General features: G+C 66.9%; 15 protein-coding genes, 1 other RNA gene and 1 pseudogene. 8 read left to right on the top strand and 9 right to left on the bottom strand.

Translation table 11 applies throughout. The features are described from left to right. Nucleotides 1–129: 129 nt before the first annotated feature. The 3 genes from LN450_RS18775 to cysD form a co-directional block, all read right to left on the bottom strand. Nucleotides 130–203: non-coding RNA, sX9 sRNA (locus LN450_RS18775), on the bottom strand. 59 nt (nucleotides 204–262) lie between these two features. Then, nucleotides 263–2,221, bottom strand: coding sequence for a sulfate adenylyltransferase subunit CysN (gene cysN / locus LN450_RS18770; RefSeq protein WP_372157803.1), 1,959 nt, complete (start codon nucleotides 2,219–2,221; stop codon nucleotides 263–265). 17 nt (nucleotides 2,222–2,238) lie between these two features. Then, a complete protein-coding gene (gene cysD / locus LN450_RS18765) occupies nucleotides 2,239–3,147 on the bottom strand; it encodes a sulfate adenylyltransferase subunit CysD (protein WP_011348410.1) in 909 nt (302 codons plus the stop codon). A 179-nt stretch (nucleotides 3,148–3,326) separates the two neighbouring features. Here cysD and LN450_RS18760 point away from each other — a divergent pair, with 179 nt between their 5' ends. From LN450_RS18760 to LN450_RS18750, 3 genes are all read left to right on the top strand, one after another. Beyond that, a complete protein-coding gene (locus LN450_RS18760; protein WP_011348411.1) occupies nucleotides 3,327–5,174 on the top strand; it encodes an assimilatory sulfite reductase (NADPH) flavoprotein subunit in 1,848 nt (615 codons plus the stop codon). A gap of 101 nt (nucleotides 5,175–5,275) precedes the next feature. Continuing rightward, entirely contained in the window at nucleotides 5,276–6,997 is a 1,722-nt protein-coding gene (cysI, locus tag LN450_RS18755) for an assimilatory sulfite reductase (NADPH) hemoprotein subunit (RefSeq protein ID WP_011348412.1), read from the top strand. Continuing rightward, on the top strand, nucleotides 6,994–7,719 hold the full coding sequence (locus tag LN450_RS18750) for a phosphoadenylyl-sulfate reductase (protein WP_008571174.1): 726 nt from the start codon (nucleotides 6,994–6,996) through the stop codon (nucleotides 7,717–7,719). Before cysI ends, LN450_RS18750 begins: the two co-directional genes overlap by 4 nt. Nucleotides 7,720–7,845: 126 nt before the next feature. Here the strand turns inward: LN450_RS18750 and LN450_RS18745 are convergent, their stop codons facing one another. From LN450_RS18745 to LN450_RS18735, 3 genes are all read right to left on the bottom strand, one after another. Further along, the gene (locus tag LN450_RS18745; protein ID WP_011348413.1) at nucleotides 7,846–9,447 is read right to left on the bottom strand and encodes a PepSY-associated TM helix domain-containing protein; all 1,602 of its coding nucleotides are present in this window, start codon (nucleotides 9,445–9,447) and stop codon (nucleotides 7,846–7,848) included. Continuing rightward, nucleotides 9,447–11,450 (bottom strand): TonB-dependent receptor, encoded by a 2,004-nt coding sequence (locus tag LN450_RS18740; RefSeq protein ID WP_039417886.1) that lies wholly within the window; start codon nucleotides 11,448–11,450, stop codon nucleotides 9,447–9,449. The genes LN450_RS18745 and LN450_RS18740 overlap by 1 nt, the downstream gene beginning before the upstream one ends. 194 nt (nucleotides 11,451–11,644) lie before the next feature. After that, the gene (locus tag LN450_RS18735; RefSeq protein ID WP_039417884.1) at nucleotides 11,645–12,082 is read right to left on the bottom strand and encodes a DUF2946 family protein; all 438 of its coding nucleotides are present in this window, start codon (nucleotides 12,080–12,082) and stop codon (nucleotides 11,645–11,647) included. 303 nt (nucleotides 12,083–12,385) lie between these two features. On the opposite strand from LN450_RS18735, the gene LN450_RS18730 reads away from it, so the two are divergent. Next, the gene (locus tag LN450_RS18730) at nucleotides 12,386–13,582 is read left to right on the top strand and encodes a sensor histidine kinase (protein ID WP_014090925.1); all 1,197 of its coding nucleotides are present in this window, start codon (nucleotides 12,386–12,388) and stop codon (nucleotides 13,580–13,582) included. Nucleotides 13,583–14,063: 481 nt separating this feature from the next. Here LN450_RS18730 and LN450_RS18725 read toward each other — a convergent pair whose 3' ends face one another. The 3 genes and pseudogenes from LN450_RS18725 to LN450_RS18715 form a co-directional block, all read right to left on the bottom strand. Next, complete coding sequence (locus LN450_RS18725) at nucleotides 14,064–14,336, bottom strand: hypothetical protein (protein WP_126958802.1); 273 nt, start codon at nucleotides 14,334–14,336, stop codon at nucleotides 14,064–14,066. Nucleotides 14,337–14,423: 87 nt separating this feature from the next. Continuing rightward, nucleotides 14,424–14,705: pseudogene (locus LN450_RS18720) on the bottom strand (hypothetical protein). An 8-nt stretch (nucleotides 14,706–14,713) separates the two neighbouring features. Beyond that, entirely contained in the window at nucleotides 14,714–15,697 is a 984-nt protein-coding gene (locus tag LN450_RS18715) for a LysR family transcriptional regulator (RefSeq protein WP_008574681.1), read from the bottom strand. Between the two features lie 163 nt (nucleotides 15,698–15,860). Between LN450_RS18715 and cobA the strand changes: the two genes are divergently transcribed. The 4 genes from cobA (at nucleotide 15,861) to LN450_RS18695 (ending at nucleotide 19,578) form a co-directional block, all read left to right on the top strand. Beyond that, nucleotides 15,861–17,063, top strand: coding sequence for a uroporphyrinogen-III C-methyltransferase (cobA, locus tag LN450_RS18710; protein WP_011348420.1), 1,203 nt, complete (start codon nucleotides 15,861–15,863; stop codon nucleotides 17,061–17,063). Nucleotides 17,064–17,079: 16 nt separating this feature from the next. Beyond that, nucleotides 17,080–18,039 carry a cysteine synthase A gene (gene cysK, locus LN450_RS18705; protein ID WP_011348421.1) on the top strand — a complete coding sequence of 320 codons (960 nt, stop codon included), beginning with the start codon at nucleotides 17,080–17,082 and terminating at the stop codon, nucleotides 18,037–18,039. Nucleotides 18,040–18,335: 296 nt separating this feature from the next. Beyond that, nucleotides 18,336–18,842: a methyltransferase family protein gene (locus LN450_RS18700; RefSeq protein ID WP_011348422.1), complete on the top strand. Its 507-nt coding sequence runs from the start codon at nucleotides 18,336–18,338 to the stop codon at nucleotides 18,840–18,842. A gap of 196 nt (nucleotides 18,843–19,038) precedes the next feature. Then, on the top strand, nucleotides 19,039–19,578 hold the full coding sequence (locus LN450_RS18695) for an O-acetyl-ADP-ribose deacetylase (RefSeq protein WP_008574675.1): 540 nt from the start codon (nucleotides 19,039–19,041) through the stop codon (nucleotides 19,576–19,578). Nucleotides 19,579–19,676: the final 98 nt, after the last annotated feature.

Here is a 19,676-nt window from a genome sequence, read left to right as displayed (position 1 = left end):
CGCGCATTCGCCAGACGGGCGCCGCCGGTATGCAATAACGGCGTGTATGGGGTCATACACCGCCGCTGCGTACACGCACCGCGTTTGCCTGACGACCGCATGCCCTGTCGTGTTAGCCGCCCTTAGAGCGGCTAACAAAACGTAGCGAGCAGTCAGGTGGGTGCGGACGGCGCACTCAGAACCGGAGTGTACGAGTGGTACATGCCGATCGAGCACCGGCCGCGCCCGCCTGGCGGCTGCGCAGGAGTTTTACTAGCCGCGCTTAGCGTTCCAGTCCCAGATATTCGAGCACATGGTGCGCCAGCGCCTCTACATTCTCACCATCGGCGTGAAGATGGATCTCCGGGTTCTGGGGTGCCTCGTACGGCGAGTCGATCCCGGTGAAATTGGGAATCTGCCCGGCGCGCGCCTTGCGGTACAGCCCTTTCACATCGCGCGCTTCGGCAACGGCCAGCGGCACGTCCACGAAGACCTCGACGAACTCGCCCTGGTCGAAGCGTTCGCGCGCCAGCTGCCGCTCGGCACGGAATGGCGAAATGAAACTCACCAGCACGATCAGGCCGGCATCGGCCATCAGGCGGGCCACTTCGGCCACGCGACGGATGTTTTCCACGCGGTCTTCGTCGGTGAAGCCCAGGTCGCGGTTGAGCCCGTGGCGCACGTTGTCGCCGTCCAGGATGAAGGTGTGATAGCCCAGCGCGTGCAGGCGCTTGTCGACCAGGTTGGCGACCGTGGACTTGCCGGCCCCCGACAGCCCGGTAAACCACAGCACGCGTGGCGCTTGGCCCTTGATGCGCGCACGTGCGCTGCGATCCACGTCCAGATGCTGCCAGTGCACGTTGCCGGCGCGGCGCAACGCGAATTCCAGCGTGCCGGCGGCCACGGTGGCATTGCTTTGGCGGTCGATCAGGATGAATCCGCCGAGCACGCGGTTGCGCGCGTAAGGCGAGAACGCGATCGGTTCGTCCAGTGCCAGGTTGCAGTAACCCACCTCGTTGAGTTCCAGGCGCTTGGCGGCCAGCCGCTCCTGCGTGTTCACATCGACCTTGTGCTTGATCTCGCTGATGCTCACGGTCACGGTGCGGGTGCCGATCTTGAGCCAGTACGGGCGGCCGGGCAGCAACGCAGCATCGTCCATCCACAGCAGATGCGCGGCGAACTGGTCGGCCACCTCCGGCGGGTCGTCGACGGCGGCAATGATGTCGCCACGGCTGATGTCGATCTCATCGCGCAAGGTCAGCGTCACTGCCTGCCCGGCGCGTGCGCTGTCGACCTCGCCGTTGGCATCGCGCACGCTTGCCACCTGCGTGCGGCGCCCGGACGGCACGACCACCACCGCATCGCCCGCACGCACCTGGCCGGCGGCAATCGTGCCCGCATAGCCACGGAACTGCGCGTTGGGGCGGTTGACCCATTGCACCGGCAGGCGCAGGCCGCTACCAGCGTCCAGCGACTCCAACTGCACGGTGTCCAGGTGCTGCAGCAGATGCGGGCCGCCGTACCACGGCATCTGCGTCGAAGCGCTGGACAGATTTTCGCCCGCCAGCGCCGACAGCGGAATGCACTGCACCTGGGCGATGCCCAGCTGCGCGGCAAGTGCGGCGTAGCCTTCTGCGATGTCGGCGAACACCTGCGCGTCGTAATCCACCAGGTCCATCTTGTTGACCGCCAGCACCACATGCCGGATGCCCAGCAACGACACGATGTAGCTATGCCTGCGGGTCTGCGTCAGCAGGCCCTTGCGTGCATCCACCAGCACCACCGCCACATCGGCAGTCGACGCGCCGGTGGCCATGTTGCGCGTGTACTGCTCGTGTCCGGGGCAATCGGCCACGATGAATTTCCGCCGGTCGGTATCGAAATAGCGGTAGGCCACATCGATGGTGATGCCCTGCTCGCGTTCGGCCGCCAGCCCGTCCATCAGCAGGGCATAGTCGATGCCCCCGCCCTGGGTGCCATGCCGTCGGCTATCGCTTTCCAGCGCGGCAAGCTGATCGTCGAACAAGCGCTTGCTGTCGTAGAGCAACCGCCCGATCAGCGTGCTCTTGCCGTCGTCCACGCTGCCGCAGGTGATGAAGCGCAGCAGCGGCTTGGATTCGTGTTGCTGGAGGTAGGCGCCGATGGTGCCGGGAATCGGGAGTCGGGAATCGGGAATCGCAAAAGCGTTCTCCGCCAACGTGACGTCTTCCGGCAACCGCTGTTGCGATTCCCCATTCTCCATTCCCCATTCACTGCCCATCAGAAATATCCCTCAAGCTTCTTCTGTTCCATCGATGCGCCCGGGGCGTGGTCGATCATGCGGCCCTGGCGCTCGGAGCTGGTGCTGACCAGCATTTCGGCGATGACCGCTTCCAGCGTGTCGGCATCGGAGTCGATGGCGCCGGTGAGCGGGTAGCAGCCCAGCGTACGGAAGCGCACCGAGCGCAGTTGCGGGGTTTCGCCCGGGCGCAGCGGCAGGCGCGCGTCGTCGACCATGATCCAGGCACCATCGCGCTCCACCACCGGGCGCGGGGCGGCGAAGTACAGCGGCACCACCGGAATCTTCTCGCGGTAGATGTACAGCCAGATGTCCAGCTCGGTCCAGTTGGAGAGCGGAAACACGCGCACGCTTTCGCCCGGACCGGTGCGCGCGTTGTACAGATTCCACAACTCCGGGCGCTGGTTCTTCGGGTCCCAGCGGTGGCGTGCGGTACGAAACGAAAAGACGCGCTCCTTGGCGCGCGATTTCTCTTCGTCGCGGCGTGCCCCACCGATCGCCGCATCGAAGCCGCCGTGCTCCAGGGCCTGCTTCAGGCCCTGGGTTTTCATGATGTCGGTGTGCACGGCGGCACCGTGGCTGATCGGGCCAACGTCCTGCGCAACGCCGTCGGGGTTGATGTGCACGCGCAGGTCCACGCCGGTCTCGGCCGCGCGGCGGTCGCGGAAGGCGATCATTTCGCGGAACTTCCAGCGTGTATCGATATGCAGCAGCGGGATCGGCGGCCGCGATGGCGCGAACGCCTTGAGCAGCAGGTGCAGCAGCACCGAACTGTCCTTGCCCACCGAATACAGCATCACCGGAGCCCGGAACTCGGCGGCGACTTCGCGCAGGATGTGGATGCTTTCGGCTTCGAGCCGGTCGAGATGGGACAGCGGCGGCAGGGTCATCGGAATGTCGTGGGTGTCGGCGGGCAGACCAGCCGATGGTAGGGCAAGGCGCTGTAGTGTGTGCCGCCCTGATGACTGCGCGAAATAAGCACCCGGCATAACGCGATAACGGCAATTCCTTTCTGGTGGGCGCAACGCTTCCCTAACATCGTCCCTCTCATCAAATCCCCCGGATCCGAATGACCGCCGCCAGTTCCGCGCTACCGCCCAGCCCCTTGCCCGACGAGCGCAAGGCGCTGCTGGACCGGTTGGTCGACGGCCTGGATACCGCATCGCTGTGGTGGCTGTCCGGTTACACCGCCGGGCTGGCGCAGGGCCATCCGCCGCGCGCGCTGGCCGTGTTGCCGGGCGGACAAGCACAGGCAATCGCCCTGGAAGGCCAGCGCCTGACCGTGGTGTACGGCAGCCAGACCGGCAACGCGCGTCGCCAGGCAGAGCACCTGGCCGCCGAGGCCGAAGCCGCAGGTCTGAGCGTGCGCCTGTTGCGCGCCGACGCCTACCCCACCCGCGAGCTGGCCAGTGAGCGGCTGTTGTATGTGGTGATCAGCACCCAGGGCGAAGGTGACCCGCCAGACGATGCGATCGGCCTGGTGGAATTCCTGACCAGCCGTCGCGCGCCCAAGCTGCCCGAGCTCAAGTACGCAGTGCTGGGGCTGGGCGATTCCAGTTATGCCGATTTTTGCGGTATCGCCCGACGCATCGACGAGCGCCTGGCCGAACTGGGCGGCCGCCGCGTGCAGCCGCGCGGCGAAGCCGATCTGGACATCGACAGCGTCGCCGCGCCATGGCGCGCGCAGGCGCTCACGCATGCGCGCGAGCAACTCAAGGGCGGCCTGCACTCGGCCACGGTCACGCCACTGCGCAGCACCCCGGCCACGCCGGTGTGGTCGCAGCAGCAGCCGTTCGCCGCCGAGCTGTTGTCCAATCAGATCATCAGCGGGCGCGATTTCAAGGGCCCGGGATTTCGCGTCTACGCGGTCCCCGGCAAGCGCGTGCGTCATCTGGAATTTTCGTTGGAAGGCAGTGGCCTGAGCTATGAGCCGGGCGATGCGCTGGGCATCCGCCACCGCAATCCGCCTGCGTTGGTCGATGCGGTGCTGCAGACATTGCGGTTGGACGGCAACGCCGTTGTCACCGTCGGCGAGCAGACACTGGCTTTGCATGCATGGCTCGCCACCCAGCGCGAACTGACCAAGCTGTCGCGGCCGTTTCTCACCGCACATGCCGAGCGCGCAGGCGCGCAAGAACTGCAAGCGTTGCTCGCCCCCACCCAGACTGCCGGCCTGGCGTCGCTGCTCGCCGATCATCAGGTGATCGACGTGCTGCGCCGCTGGCCGGCGGATTGGGACCACGCCGGCCTGCTCGCCGCGCTGCGTCCGCTCACCCCGCGGCTGTATTCCATCGCCTCCAGCCGCAAGCGCGTGGGCGATGAGGTGCATCTGGCGGTGGACGAGGTCGCCTACCAGGCGCATGGGCATGCGCACCTGGGTTCGGCCAGCGGCTTTCTGGCCGCGCTTGCCGAAGGCGACACTGCGCCGGTGTACATCGAACCCAACCACCGCTTCCGCGTGCCGGCCGATACCGATCGCGACATCCTGATGATCGGCCCGGGCACCGGCGTGGCACCGTTCCGCGGCTTCGTGCAGGAGCGCGCGGAAACCGGCGCCAAGGGCCGTAACTGGTTGTTCTTCGGCGCCCAGCACTTCAATACCGATTTCCTGTACCAGGCCGAATGGCAGCTGGCCCTGCAACGCGGCGAGTTGCACGCGCTGGACCTGGCGTTCTCGCGCGACCAGGCCGAAAAGCTCTACGTGCAACACCGCCTGCGCGCGCGTGGCGCCGAGGTCCATGCCTGGCTGCAGGGCGGCGCGCACGTGTATGTGTGCGGCGCCACCCGCATGGGCAAGGACGTGCACGCCGCGCTGCTCGACATCGTCGCCACCCACGGCGCCCTGGATGCCGAGGCCGCCGCCGCGTATCTCACCCAATTGCAGGTGGAGGGGCGCTATGCGCGGGATGTCTATTAGTGCCGGGATTGGGGAGTGGGGATTCGTGAGAGCGGGTGTCCGCGATCTTTGTGCTGTGTGGGTAATGCCCGCGCTTTGCTGTTGCTAATCCCCAATCACGAATGCCGAATCCCGTTATGAGCCACTCCGTCGAAGACATCAAATCCGAAAGCCGCCGTCTGCGTGGATCGTTGCAGCAGAGCCTGGCCGATGCGGTGACCGGGGCGTTGCGTGAGGACGATCAGACGCTGATCAAGTACCACGGCAGCTACCAGCAGGACGACCGCGACATCCGCGATGAGCGGCGGCGGCAGAAGCTGGAGCCGGCGTACCAGTTCATGATCCGCACGCGCACGCCGGGCGGAGTGATCACGCCCACGCAGTGGCTGGCACTGGATGGCATCGCCACCCGTTATGCCAATCATTCGCTGCGCGTCACCACGCGCCAGGCCTTCCAGTTCCATGGCGTGATCAAGCGCGAATTGAAGGCCACCATGCAGGCCATCAATGCCACCTTGATCGATACGCTGGCCGCCTGCGGCGATGTGAATCGCAACGTGCAGGTGGCCGCAAATCCACTGCTGTCGCAGGCGCATGCCACGCTGTATGCCGATGCGGCGCGCGTGTCCGAGCACCTGCTGCCCAACACGCGGGCGTACTACGAAATCTGGCTGGACGAAGAGCGCGTGTCCGGCTCCGGCAGCGAGGAGGAGCCGATCTATGGCGAGCGGTATCTGCCACGCAAGTTCAAGATCGGTTTCGCCGCACCGCCGCTCAACGATGTGGACGTCTTCGCCAACGATCTGGGCTTCATCGCCATCCTGCGCGATGGGCAATTGCTGGGCTACAACGTCAGCATCGGTGGCGGCATGGGCGCCTCGCACGGCGATGCCGAGACCTGGCCGCGGGTCGCCAACGTGATCGGCTTCGTCACCCGCGACCAGTTGCTCGATATCGCCACGGCCGTGGTCACCACGCAGCGCGACTTCGGCAACCGGGCGGTGCGCAAGCGCGCACGCTTCAAATACACCATCGACGACCACGGCCTGGACACCATCGTGGCCGAAATCGCGCGCCGCGCCGGCTTCGCATTGCAACCGGCGCAGCCGTTCGCGTTCGACCACAACGGCGACCGCTATGGCTGGGTCGAAGGCGAAGACGGGCGATGGCACCTGACCCTCTCCTTGCCGGCCGGCCGCATTGCCGACACCGACACCGCTGCGCATCTGAGCGGGTTGCGCGCAATCGCGCAGTTGAACGTCGGCGAATTCCGCATGACGCCCAACCAGAACCTGGTGATCGCCGGCGTACCGGCCAGCGAGCGCGCACGCGTCGACGCGCTGGTGGCGCAGTACGCGCTGGATGCCGGCAACCGCGCCGCCACCGCCCTGGCGCGCGGCGCAATGGCCTGCGTGGCGCTGCCCACCTGCGGCCTGGCGATGGCCGAGGCCGAACGCTACCTGCCCGATTTCAGCGCCGCGCTGCAGCCGCTGCTGCAACAACACGGACTGGCCGACACGCCGATCGTGCTGCGCGTGTCCGGCTGCCCGAACGGCTGCTCGCGCCCGTATTTGGCCGAAATGGCGCTGGTCGGCAAGGCCCCCGGGCGCTACAACCTGATGCTGGGTGGCGACCGCCGCGGCCAACGCCTCAATACGCTGTATCGCGAAAACATCACCGAGCCAGAGATCCTGGCCGCATTGCAACCGCTGCTGGCGCGCTATGCCTCCGAAGGCGACCACGCCAACGATGAAGGCTTCGGCGATTTCCTGCATCGCGCCGGCGTGATCGCGTTGCCACCCTACCCCACGCACCGTCGCCTCGACCTGGAATTGCTCGCATGACCGCGCTGCCTGCTGCATCGATTACCTCTTCCGCGTTCGACGATCTGGACGCGCTCAATGCGCAGTTGGAAGGGCTGCACGCCGACCAACGCGTGGCCTGGGCGCTGCAGCATGGCCCGCAGAACGCGGCCTTGTCGTCCAGCTTCGGCGCGCAATCGGCCGTCACCTTGCATCTGCTCAGTCAGCAACGCCCCGACATTCCGGTGATCCTGATCGACACCGGATATCTGTTTCCGGAAACCTACCGCTTCGCCGATGCCCTGACCGAGCGACTCAAGCTCAACCTCAAGGTGTATCGCCCGCTGGTCAGCCGCGCCTGGATGGAAGCGCGCCACGGCCGCCTGTGGGAACAGGGCATGGTCGGCATCGACCAATACAACAACCTGCGCAAGGTCGAACCGATGCGGCGCGCCCTGGACGAACTCGAGGTAGGCACCTGGTTTACCGGCCTGCGCCGCAGCCAGTCCGGCGGCCGCGCGCAGACGCCGATCGTGCAGAAGCGCGGCGAGCGCTACAAGATCAGCCCGATCGCCGACTGGACCGATCGCGATGTGTGGCAATACCTGCAAGCACACGATCTGCCGTATCACCCGCTCTGGGAACAAGGCTACGTGTCCATCGGCGATTTCCACACCACCCGTCGCTGGGAGCCCGGCATGCGCGAGGAAGACACGCGTTTCTTCGGCCTGAAGCGCGAGTGCGGCATCCACGAAGATATCTAGCGGCAGCGGTCACGTGCACCTGTGCGGGTGACGCTTGACCAGCATGTGCTGCAGTTGCATGGGCAGGCTGCATCCAGGATGCAGCGGCGGTGCACTGCGCGCCGTGCTCATGCACCGGCGCGCCCGTCACCGCGCCGAGGCATCGGCGTGCGTGCGCCGCATCCAGTAACGATCAAACGCCCACATCAGCAACAACGACAGGCCGACCAGCGGAAAGATCAGCCCGCACAGCACCAGCAGCACCATCAGGCCGCGTAGCGTGCGCGGGTCGGCCGGCAACGGCGGTACACCCAGCCCCCCGCTGGGGCGGCGCTTCCACCACATCACCGCCGCGCTGACGCACAACAGCACGATGGCGATGCAGGCGAACAACAGGATCAACTGATTGGCAGTGCCGTATTGCTGCCCCAGGTGCACGTTGATGCCCCATTCCAGCAGCTTGGCCAGCGGCCCGTAGTCGCGGTAACGCATGTCCAGCAGCACCGCACCGCTGTATTGATCCAGGTGGATCACGCGCTGCCGCTGCAGATCGGCCGGGTACACCGACGCGGTATAGACCCCGGTCGCACCACGCGGCGGCGCCACGCTATATCCCGGCTGGATGCCGCGCGCCTCGAAACGCGCCATCGCTGCATCCAGACCGATCGCGCCGCGTCCCGGCGCAGCGAATCCAGCGGAATCGCCGTGATCGGCATGCGCGTTGTCTGCCGAGTGCGCGTGTTGGGCCGCGTGCTCCGCCTGGGCCAGGTGCCCTGCGTGTTCTTCATGGCCTGCATGCGCTGCGCTTGTCGTGAGCGCTCCCTGCCGGGAACGCTCGGGATGCTCGTCGCCCACCTGCAACGCACGCGCGTGCTCGCCATGCGCGTGCTCATCCACCGCGCCAGTTGGCTGTGCAGGCACCACAGATTCCGGCAGGCGCGCCTGCCGCAACGACCATGCCGGCTCGCCACTGTCGGCCAAGCGCTGCTGCGACATCGGCTGCTGCACGCGCAGCCCGGCGGGATAGCCGAAATCATGCCCATTGGCCCAGCGATTGACCTGCGCACCCCACAGCCACGAACACGGCATGCCGGTCAGCGCCAGGAACAGCAGGATCGCACCAACCCCGGCACCGGTCACTGCGTGCAGGTCGCGCCAGAACAGCCGCTGTGTCGGCTTGCCGCGCACGCTGATCACGCCGCCGCGTCGCCCGCGCGGCCACCACAGATACACGCCCGTGAGCACCAGCACGATGGCCCATCCGCCGGCCATTTCGATCAGGCCGCGGGCATATGGCCCCACCAGCGCAAGACTATGCAGCCGGCGGATGGTCCAGCTGAGCGTGCCGTGCTCGGGCAAGACACCCAACACCCGCGCACGGTACGGATCGACATACACCACCTGGCGCACGCCGTGCGCATCCACCAACCCGATCTCCGCGCTCGCATCGGCGCGTTTGGGCGTGGTGTACACAAACAAGCGGCCGCCATAGCGCCCTTGTGCAGCGGCAACCAACTGCTGCGCGGGCAGGCGCACATCGCCTACCGGCACCACCTTCAACCCGTGGTGCACGCTGCGGTCGATGGCGTCCTGGTACAGGAACGCAGCCCCGGTCACCGCCAGCCAGATGATGAAAGGCAGCACAAGCAGCCCGGCATAAAAATGCCAGCGCCACACCGCGCGATAGAAGCGCCAGCGGCTGGTTTGGCGCGACTCGTCCACGCCACCGTGGTCAATCGTTGCATGCATCAGAAGCTCCAATCCCACGACACCGACAACGCACGTCCATCGCCGGGCGAGTAACCGGAGCTGCCGCTGTCGTACCAGGCGTACACATACGCGCGATCGGTGACATTGCGTAGCTGCAGGCTGAGCGCATTGCGCGCGTCCACCGCCCAGCGCGCGCCCAGGTTGAGCAAGGCGTAGCCACCGGTGCGGCCCAACGTGTTGGTGCGTTCCAGGTAGTAATCGCCTTGTGCGTTGCCCCAGGCGCTCACCTGCACCGACGAACTGACCTGCCACTCCAACCCGGCGGTGGCCAACCAGTGCGGCACGTTTTCGATCTCCTTGCCGCGCGTGGCCGGGGCGCTCGGATCGGGTGTGGCGATGCTGGCCTTCTGCCGCGAATACGAAACCCATGCACGCCAATGCTCGGCCGGCTGCAGGTTGAGCTGCGCATCCCAGCCGCGCCGCAGCGTACGGCCGACATTGGCCACATCGCCGATGCCTACCACGCCATTGACGCCGAGAACGGTCGCCACCTCGCCGGATGCGCGCTGCTCCCAATACGCCAGGCGCCCGTCCAGCAGGGACGACGGTGCGAACTTGAAGCCGGTCTCCCAGCCATCGTTGATCGACGGACCCAGGTTGCCGGGCTGGCGACGGTAGGCGCCATCGCCGCTGCCGATCTGGAAGGTGCGCCCCCAGTTCGCATACACGCTGCTCTGCTCGCCCACGCGGTAGCTCGCACTGAACTTGGGTTGCTTGATGGTGCCGTAGTCGTAGACCGGCGCAACGCTGCCGGCCAGCACGTCGTGCAGCTGTCCATCGACACGATCGATGCGATACCCCGGCACCAGCTGCAGGCGCGCAATGGGGGTCAGCACCGCCTGCACATACGCGCCACGCGTGCGCAGGTCGTAGTCCCAATCGCGCAGCTGTGCCCCGCGCACACGGGCCACCGTGCGATACCGTTGCGATTGGTTGTCCTGCCACTGCGCATCCACCCCGGCTTCCAGGTTGGCCTGCAGCGCACCCCAGTCCGGCTGCCAGTTGCTACGCAGCAGCAGCCCGCGATGGGTTTCGTCGGTATCGCGTTCCTGCTGCAGCCCGGCCGCAGAAAACCGCACCCAGCGTTGGTTGCGGTAGTCGTTCTGGTAGGCCTTGGCGCTCCATTGCGCCTGCTCACCGAGCGCACCGTCCGCATGCAACGCAGTCTGGCGCAGACGACGCTCGCTTCGGTCGTTCTGCGCATAGTCCGGCGAACTGCGCGGCGCCGCACGCGCGGTGGCGGCATCCAGATAGCCGGCTTCCAAGGCATGGTTGTCGTAGTACCGCGTGGTGAGCCCCGCGCGGAATGCGCCGTCCGGGTCGGTGTAGAACCACTTGCCCGCCACGCTGCGCTTGCGTGCGTCGGCATGATCGCGATACCCGTCCGAGTCGCGCCAGGCCAGCACGTAGTTCTGGCTCCAGGCGCCCTGTTCGAAACCTTTGCTCAGTTGCACCTCGCGCGCATCGAAGCTGCCGGCCGTCACGCTCAAGCGGCCGTCGTTGCCGCCGGTACGGGTGAGCACGTCCACGCTGCCGGCAATCGCATTCAGGCCATAGCGCGCGTCGTTGGTGCCGCGCACGATCTCGATGGCGCTGATGTCCTGCGGAAACACTGCGTCCAGGTACGGCATGGCGCCGGCGTTATCGTTGCTGGGGATGCCGTCGATCAGCAGCTTCACCGCATTGATGCGCCCCTCGCCATTGAATCCGCGGAACGAAAAGCGCCCCGCATCGGTGCCCATGCGGAATTGGGTGACCTGCACCCCGGGCGCGCGCATCAGCAGTTCCCAGCTGTAGTCCACATGTTGATCGTGCAGCAGCTCGCCGCCAATCACATCCACCGAGCTCAGCACGCGCGCCGTGCTCGGGCTGCGCTGCGCATGTTCGCTCACCTGCACCTTGCCCAGCGTGAGTGCCGCGTCTTGCGCCTGCACATCGCATGCAGGCTCCCACACCAGCGCCAACGACGGCGCATACCACATCGCTTTCAACAACCGCAAACGCATGACCAACCCTTCGCCGTGACTGCACGGCCGCACAGCCGTGCGCTGCCACCATCGCGGCGCACATCGGCATCACTCGATAAGAAGCGAGTCGCCCGCACTGCCCGGCAGGGCGCCGACAACCTCAGGCGCGTACGGGGCCTTGCTGCGTGGACGCCCGCACAGGGGCCACCTTATGCGCCCAATGGTGGTCCACGTGCGCCGAGTGCGGCCCATCGATAGACCGAGCGTGCGCTTGCCTGGGTAAACACCGGAGCCGGCGTCGGCCGCAGTTGCAGCAGGCACAGCAACGCCACGATGAGCAATGGCAGCAAGCGTGCGGCCAGGACGCAGTAATCGCAGGCTTCGCCATGCGTCGCTGCATCATGGGTGCCGGCGTGCGGCATGTTCACTACTGCGCCGGAGTGCGCGTCCGCAGCCAGACCGGGCGGCTGGGTTCGATGACCGGCATGCAGCGCGCGCTCTGCAGACAGTGCCGCAGCACCCATGCACATCGGCTCGATCGGCTGCGCCTGGCTCCAGCGGCTGATCAGCGGAGCGACCAGCATCAGCACCACCGCCAGACAGGCAAGCAGGGGCAACAACCGGTGGCGACGGGACAAGCGCAGCATGCCTCGAAGTGTAAGCCGCCACGCAGGCCGGGGCGATGGTCGCGGCCGATGCGCGACCGCATGTCGCACCTGGCTGTCCCGGTCATCCCCGGATGACCCGCGCCCAAGCATGCGCCGGAGCCGGCGCGCCAGAACCGGATGGGCCTGCCGCTTCAGCCCCAGGCCCGTTTACCGCATGCCGGCCCCGTCCACGCGCCGCCGTCCTGGTCGGCAGTCACACTTTCGTCCCGCCTCTGTGACCGCAGACACATGAAGGGCCTTGGCATGCCCTATGCTTGCCGCTTCCACCCTGTAGCTGCGCGCATGAGCACCGTCCTGTCCGATCGAGCGGCCGAACCGCTTCCCTGCGCACCCAAGCCCCCCAGCGAAGCATTGCGTCTGCAGGCGCTGCGCAGCTACGGCATTCTCGACACCCCGCGCGAAGCGGCCTTCGAAGACATCACCCGGCTTGCCTCGATCATTTGCCAGACGCCGATCGCGCTGATCAGCCTGGTCGATGCGGACCGCCAGTGGTTCAAGAGCGAGCTCGGGATGGGCGAGCGCGAAACCCCGCTGTTCAAGTCGATGTGCGCGCATGCGCTGCTCGACAACGATGTGCTGGTGGTGCCCGACACGCGCGAAGACATCCGCTTTTCGCGCAACCCGCTGGTCACCGGCGAAGCACCGCTGTATTTCTATGCAGGTGCCTTGCTGAAGACGCCCGACGGCTTGCCGCTCGGCACGGTCTGCGTCCTGGACCGGAAACCGCGCCAGCTCACCGACGAGCAGGTGGAAGCCCTGCGCGCATTGGCACGCCAGACCATGGCGCAGCTGGAATTGCGCCGCGCACTGGCCATCGCCGAGGAATCGGATCGCTACCGCAGCCGCCTGATGGCCATCGCCGGACATGATCTGAAGACCCCGCTGCGCACCGCCGCCTACGCCATCGACAAGATGCGCCGGCATGCCAACGTCGATTCCATTCCGACCTTGGTGACCGCACGCGATGCGATCAGCCTGGTCGGCCGCAGCCTGGACGAGCTGGCCACGCTGGCCGCCGCAAGCGAGGCCGCCATGCCGGACCTGCAGCCGCTGCAGCTGGAAGACGTGCTGCATTCGGTGCTCGGCGTGTGGCGTCAACCGGCCATCGACAAGTACCTGGCCCTTCGCTATGTGCACACCTCGCTGCGCGTGCGCAGCCACCCCACACTGCTGACCACCTTGATCGGCAACCTGGTCGGCAATGCCATCAAGTACACCGAGCGTGGCCGCGTGCTGGTCGGCACCCGCCGCCGCCCCGGTTTTGCGGAAGTGGACATCATCGACAGCGGCATCGGCTTGAACATGGACCAACCCGAGCAGGTCTTCCAGGCGTTTCGCCAGGCCGACCCGCGCAGCGACGGTTTGGGCATCGGCCTGTGGATCGTGCATCGCACTGCCGAGACGTTGGGCTGTGAAGTGGACGTCCGGCCGCGGCCGCAGGGCGGCACATGTTTTTCGGTGCGGATTCCATTGGCCTAAAAATGTGTGGCCCGCTGCGTATTCGGGCTGCGCGGCGAACGCCTGGGTCTCACTTGTTGGGCACCGGTCTGTGGCCAGACCTCAACGCGCGAACCCTCCATCCCGTCGGCCCGACGTTGCAGCTGCCCGCGCCACGCCAAGTCGCGCCTCAGTGGCGACCGCTCAGACCCGGCAACTCGCCGCAGGTGTCAGAATCCAGCACCGGCTCCGATCGCGCACTGCCTGCCGTGCATGGGCAGGACTTGGCGCTGTTCCATCTTCAACCGATGCTCGCTGCGGAAATAAAAAAGGCGGACCCGGGCTCCCGACCCGGGTCCGCCGCCAAGCACGCCAGGCCTCTCCCCAGGGACCCGGATGCGCCAGCCGCTCTGTGCACAGCCTCGCGCAACAGTGATGCGACAGCGCTAGCAACCCTTCGACGACACCGCGAAACACACCGGCAATGCGATCACCTGCATCGCCAGCTCTGCGCCGTCCACCCCTAGACGTTCGAGAGTGTCGCGTCATGGTTGCTATAAGGGTTTTCGACAACGCAGCGCGCAACTTGATGCGCCCGGTCGACGCCGACTGCATCGCCCTGACACGGGTAGGGAAAATCACCCACAGCACGCATGGCAGTGCTGCCGGGCAGACACGCATCCCATTGATCCTGCGGATATTTTTTTGCGGCGATTGCGCTGCAGTGCAGCACCAAGGTCATCGCGAACGCACCGATCACACGGCCAAGCCGCCACCGTTTGGAAGGGGCATGCACGCACGTCCACTCCGGCTCCCCCCCGTGCGCCGTCCACATCGCCTGACCACTGCCCGGTGGGCTGTGCTAGCCGCCCATATCCCGGCCTCAGACGTCGGACGCATCCGCATCCTGGCGCGCGAACCACTCGGCCGAATGCACATCCTCGGCCGCAACGTCCAGCGCCTTGCGCAGCACTTCCAGCGGGATCTACACGCGCGTGCTGCCCGCCTGCACCGCCACCCATAACGCTTCGTCGCGCGGGTCGGCCAGCACCGTCAGCACCTCATGTTCGCGGCCGGCGATGCTGGCCGACAGCTGCAGCGACATGCCGCCGTCCGGCTCGGACGACCACAGCCTGCTCAGTGCGGGGCGCAAGGGCTCGGTCATCGTGCCGCTCAACTGGTGATGGTCTGGGTCAACGATTCCCAGGTCGGCGGCAACGGCCAGTTGGGCGCCTGATTGCCGTCCAGCACGCGGCGTAGGTCGCGCTTGTCGATTTGCGGCGCGAGCACATGCACCAGGTCCAGCGCGTAGTCGCGCAGCACGCGGTCGCGCGGCAGCACCGCCCAGGCGATGCACTCGGCAATCGGCGCCGGCGCCGGCCAGGCGCGCAGGTCCTCGTCGAAGGCATTGACCGCCATTTCCGCGACCAATCCCACGCCAAGCCCTGCGCGCACATAGGTCTTGATCAGGTCGGCATCCAGCGCGGTCAGCGCAATGCTCGGCTCCAGCCCCACCTGCGCAAACGCGCGCTGCAGCGACGAGCCCGGCCGGGTGGAGGATTCGTAGCTGATCAGCGGATGCTCGGCCAGCGCCTGCATGTCCGGTGCCGTGCGCGGGTGATCCAGTGCATGCCCCCGCGGCACCACCACCAGCCGCCGCCAGCGGTACAGCGGCACTGCGATGCCGGCGCTCGGCTCGCCACCGGCGGTGCTGACCACCGCGATGTCCGCATCGCCCTGGCTCAGCAGATCCAGGGCCGCACTTTCGGCGGCCTGCTGCAGATGCACGCTCACTTGCGGGTAGGCATTCTTGATCTGTGCCACCGCCGGCGGCAGCACGAAGCGCGCCTGGGTATGGGTGGTGGTCAGGGTCAGCTGGCCCTGGCTTTCGCGGCGCTGGTTGGCCGCATAGGTGCGGATGTTGTTGGCCTCCGACAGCACCGCGCGCGCGCGCTCGATCACTTCCACACCGGCCGGCGTCACTGCGTCCAGGCTACGTCCCTTGCGCACGAACAGCAGAAAGCCCAGTTCGTCCTCCAGCTGCTTGAGCTGCTTGGACAGGCCGGGCTGGGTCGCGTGCACGCGCGCGGCGGCCAGGGTGATGTTCAGCTCGGCATCGGCAATGGCCACCAGATAGCGAAGTTGGGTCAGCGTCATGGCTTATATCCAAAAAAGCGCGAGGCGCTACAAGGACTTCGACTGTAGAGGAGTTCTGCGGGCCAGCTTATAACCGAACGCTATTTTTAGGATGGATGAAGTCATTTCCGACGGCTATAAGCCGGCGTTACGGTCTGCCCTCCCTCAAGGATGCTGCCGAACCGTGACTCCTGCGTTCCCGCTGCTTGCCGACCTGCGTGGCCGTGCCGTCCTGGTGGTCGGCGGCGGTGCCGATGCCGAACGCGCCACTGCCCAGCTGCTGCAGGCCGGTGCGCTGCCGCTGGTGGGCGCGCCCGAGCTCACGGCGCAGCTGCGGCACTGGGCGCAGGCCGGGCAGCTGCGCTGGTTGGCCGGTCGGTTCGACCCGGCATGGCTGGCGCAACCCGACCAACCGCTGTGGCTCACCATCGCCGCCAGCGAATCGGAAGCGCTCAACGACGCCCTGCGCCATGCGGCCAGCGCCCGCCGGCTGCTGACCCACATCGCGACGCCTGCGGCGTCCGCAACGGCTCCTGCGCGCTCCCCCGCACCGCGCAGCCCGATCGGCACGCTGGCACCCGGCAACGTGAGCCTGGTCGGCGCCGGCCCCGGCGATCCCGGCCTGCTCACCCGGCATGCGCTGCGCGCACTGCGTCAGGCCGAGGTGGTGCTGCACGACCGCCTGGTCAGCCCGCAGATCCTGCGCCTGGCTCGGCACGGCGCGCACCTCATCGAGGTGGGCAAGTCGGCGCAAGGCCATAGCACCCGGCAGGAACAGATCCACGCCCTGATGCTGGACCACGCCCGCGCCGGTCGCCGCGTGGTGCGGCTGAAGGGCGGCGACCCGTTCGTGTTCGGCCGCGGCGGCGAAGAGCTGGAATTCCTGCGCGCGCACGGCATCGGCTTCCAGGTGATTCCCGGCATCACCGCCGCCATCGCCTGCGCTGCGTATGCCGGCATCCCGCTCACCCACCGCGACCACGCGCAATCGCTGCGCCTGATCACCGCGCACTGCAAGGATTCGCTGGACACGCTGGACTGGCAGGCGCTCGGCCAGGAGCGGCAGACGCTGGCCTTCTACATGGGCGTGGCCGGCCTGGACATCATCCAGCAGCGGCTGCTACAGGCCGGGCGCGCAGCCTCCACCCCGTTTGCGCTGGTCGAAAACGGCTCGCGCCCGCAGCAACGCGTAATCACCGGTACGCTCGCCAGCCTGGCCGCCAGCGCCCGGCAGCATGCCGTGACCGCCCCGGCGCTGCTGATCCTGGGCGAGGTGGCGACGCTGGCGCAGACGCTGCACTGGTTCGGCAGCGCGCCGCTGAGCGCCTTGCCGCCGTACTCACCCGGCGCAACGCCCCACACGCCCACACTGGCCCACGCAGCCTGATCCCGACGGAGACCCCATGGCCCTGTACGACAACATTCTCGACACCATCGGCCGCACCCCGGTGGTCAAGCTCCAACGCCTCGCCCCGGACAACGTGACCTTGTACGTCAAGGTCGAATCGTTCAATCCCGGCGGCTCGGTCAAGGACCGGCTGGCGCTGGCGATCATCCTCGACGCCGAACAACGCGGCCTGCTCAAGCCCGGCGACACCATCGTCGAAGCCACCTCCGGCAACACCGGCGTGGCACTGGCGATGGTGGCCGCAGCGCGCGGCTACAAATTCGTCGCCACCATGGTGGAAACCTTCTCCATCGAACGCCGCAAGCTGATGCGTGCCTACGGCGCCAAGGTCATCCTGACCCCGGCTGCCGAGCGCGGCAGCGGCATGGTGCGCAAAGCCAAGGAACTGGCCGAACAGCACGGCTGGTTCCTGGCCAGCCAGTTCGCCAATCCGGCCAACCCGGCCTACCACCGCAACACCACCGCTGCCGAAATCCTGCGTGACTTCGCCGGCCACCGGCTGGATCATTTCGTCACCGGCTGGGGCACCGGCGGCACCCTCACCGGCGTGGGCGAGGTCCTGCGCGTTGCACGACCGGAAGTGCGCATCACCGCCTCGGAGCCGGCTGGCGCCGCCCTGCTGCAAGGCCAGGACTGGAAGCCGCACAAGATCCAGGGCTGGACGCCGGACTTCGTGCCCGAGGTGCTCAACCGCGAGGCCGCCCACCAGGTTCTGAGCGTGGAAGACACCGACGCGATCACCGTCGCGCGGCGCCTGGCCGCCGAAGAAGGCATCTTCACCGGCATCTCCGGCGGTGCCACCGTCGCCACCGCGCTGCGGGTGGCAGAAGGCGCCGCATCTGGCGCCGTCATCCTGGCGATGCTGCCGGACACCGGCGAACGCTACTTCTCGACCCCGCTCTTTGCCGACATCAACGAAGGCTCCGACGACGACTGGCTGGCCGGACTGCCCTGATCGGGCAGTCGATGACCAGGCCTGAAGCCGCGCAATGCGCGGCTTTTTTTTGGTACCGGCCGAACAGCGCACTTGCGCCGAAAGACGCCGCGTCGCGGAGGCCACGTCGTGCCCACAATCCGTGGCCGCTCCGAGACGCAAGCGCACGCGTCATTGCCGAGACCAGGCGTGACACGTGCCCGGCACGCCTCGCGCTGGGCGCAGCATCCGCCCCGTTTCCCGGATGTCGGGACGCCCGCACTCCCGTCCATGTCAAGGAAACGTTAGGATGGCGGCCGTAATGTAGGGAGAGATGTGTGAGCAACCAGCCGTATGGACACAGCGAGACCCGTGCCGCACGGGCGCCATGGCTGGTAAAAATGACCTCCCCGGTCCACTTTGCGCTCGCCCTGGGGCTGGGCGCATGGTTGCAAGAGGCGCTGGACCTGCCTCTCCCTCCTCCCGCGCCGCTGGCCTGGATCGAATTGGCTGGTGGCGGCATCGCCTGCCTCGGCCTGGCGTTGGCGGTGAGCTGCTTCGTGCTGTTTGCGCGTCGGCGCACCACCATCATGCCCAGCGGCCATCCCTCGCGCCTGGTGCTGGACGGCCCGTATCGCGTCACCCGCAACCCGATGTACCTGGCCTTGGTGCTGAGCTACGTCGGCCTGTGCCTGCAACTTGGCCTGCTGTGGGCGGTTGTATTGGTGCCGCTGCCGTGGCTTGCGCTGCAGCGCTATGTCATTCCGTTCGAAGAGGCGCGGCTGCGCGCCGAATTCGGCCGCCACTACAACGACTACTGCGCGCGTGTCCGCCGCTGGTTGTAAACCCGACATGCATCGCCTCATGCGTGGCGAAGGTTGTTGCCGATCGCCCCGAGGCAGCGCCAAGATGTCGCGGGGCGGCACACATTCCACCCCGTCGGACAGTCGCAGCAGATGAGATGAATGGCCGATAGCGTGCGGATTCCGCAGCGTGCTCCCCATCACGCGCCCATCATGCAATTCGCATAATTATCGCGCTATGAGAATCGAAGTCTGGCAAGGCGACATCACCGAACTCGACGTTGACGTCATCGTCAACGCCGCCAACGAATCACTGCTCGGCGGTGGTGGCGTCGATGGCGCCATCCACCGTGCCGCCGGCCCGCGCTTGCTGGAAGCCTGCGAAGCGTTGCCGCAGGTGCGCCCGGGCGTGCGTTGCCCCACCGGCGAAATCCGCATCACCGACGGTTTCAATTTGAAGGCCCGCCATGTCTTTCATACCGTCGGCCCGGTGTGGCGCGACGGCAAGCACAACGAACCCGAACAGCTGGCCAACTGCTATTGGCAATCGCTGAAACTCGCCGAACAGATGATGCTGCACTCGATCGCGTTCCCGGCGATCAGCTGCGGTATCTACGGCTATCCGCTGTATCAGGCAGCGCGCATCGCCGTGACCGAAACACGCGATTGGCAGCGCTCGCACAAGGTGCCCAAGCACATCGTCCTGGTGGCCTACAACGAGGCGACCTACAAGGCCTACCAGCAGGCGCTGGCCACGCAGGAAACTGCGGCGGCCTGAGATTGGATTGACGTTGGCGGCCTGCCGCATCGACCGGCTGGATTGCGCAAGCCATTGAACGATTCCGACTGAGCAAAGGGCGCCGAAAGGCGCCCTTT

Origin of the sequence: Xanthomonas euvesicatoria pv. euvesicatoria, from assembly GCF_020880415.1 — a bacterium.
In the GTDB taxonomy this organism is placed as follows: domain Bacteria; phylum Pseudomonadota; class Gammaproteobacteria; order Xanthomonadales; family Xanthomonadaceae; genus Xanthomonas; species Xanthomonas euvesicatoria.
This window is presented reverse-complemented; position numbering and strand designations above follow the sequence as displayed.

Excerpts from the sequence above, each read along its gene's own strand:
- LN450_RS18715 (WP_008574681.1), bottom strand. The coding sequence starts at position 15,697 with ATGACGCTGACCCAACTTCGCTATCTGGTGGCCATTGCCGATGCCGAG.
- cysK (WP_011348421.1), top strand. The coding sequence starts at position 17,080 with ATGGCCCTGTACGACAACATTCTCGACACCATCGGCCGCACCCCGGTG.
- LN450_RS18695 (WP_008574675.1), top strand. The coding sequence starts at position 19,039 with ATGAGAATCGAAGTCTGGCAAGGCGACATCACCGAACTCGACGTTGAC.
- LN450_RS18730 (WP_014090925.1), top strand. The coding sequence starts at position 12,386 with ATGAGCACCGTCCTGTCCGATCGAGCGGCCGAACCGCTTCCCTGCGCA.
- LN450_RS18740 (WP_039417886.1), bottom strand. The coding sequence starts at position 11,450 with ATGTGGTATGCGCCGTCGTTGGCGCTGGTGTGGGAGCCTGCATGCGAT.
- LN450_RS18735 (WP_039417884.1), bottom strand. The coding sequence starts at position 12,082 with ATGCTGCGCTTGTCCCGTCGCCACCGGTTGTTGCCCCTGCTTGCCTGT.
- LN450_RS18760 (WP_011348411.1), top strand. The coding sequence starts at position 3,327 with ATGACCGCCGCCAGTTCCGCGCTACCGCCCAGCCCCTTGCCCGACGAG.
- cysD (WP_011348410.1), bottom strand. The coding sequence starts at position 3,147 with ATGACCCTGCCGCCGCTGTCCCATCTCGACCGGCTCGAAGCCGAAAGC.
- LN450_RS18745 (WP_011348413.1), bottom strand. The coding sequence starts at position 9,447 with ATGCATGCAACGATTGACCACGGTGGCGTGGACGAGTCGCGCCAAACC.
- cysN (WP_372157803.1), bottom strand. The coding sequence starts at position 2,221 with ATGGAGAATGGGGAATCGCAACAGCGGTTGCCGGAAGACGTCACGTTG.
- LN450_RS18750 (WP_008571174.1), top strand. The coding sequence starts at position 6,994 with ATGACCGCGCTGCCTGCTGCATCGATTACCTCTTCCGCGTTCGACGAT.
- cysI (WP_011348412.1), top strand. The coding sequence starts at position 5,276 with ATGCCGAATCCCGTTATGAGCCACTCCGTCGAAGACATCAAATCCGAA.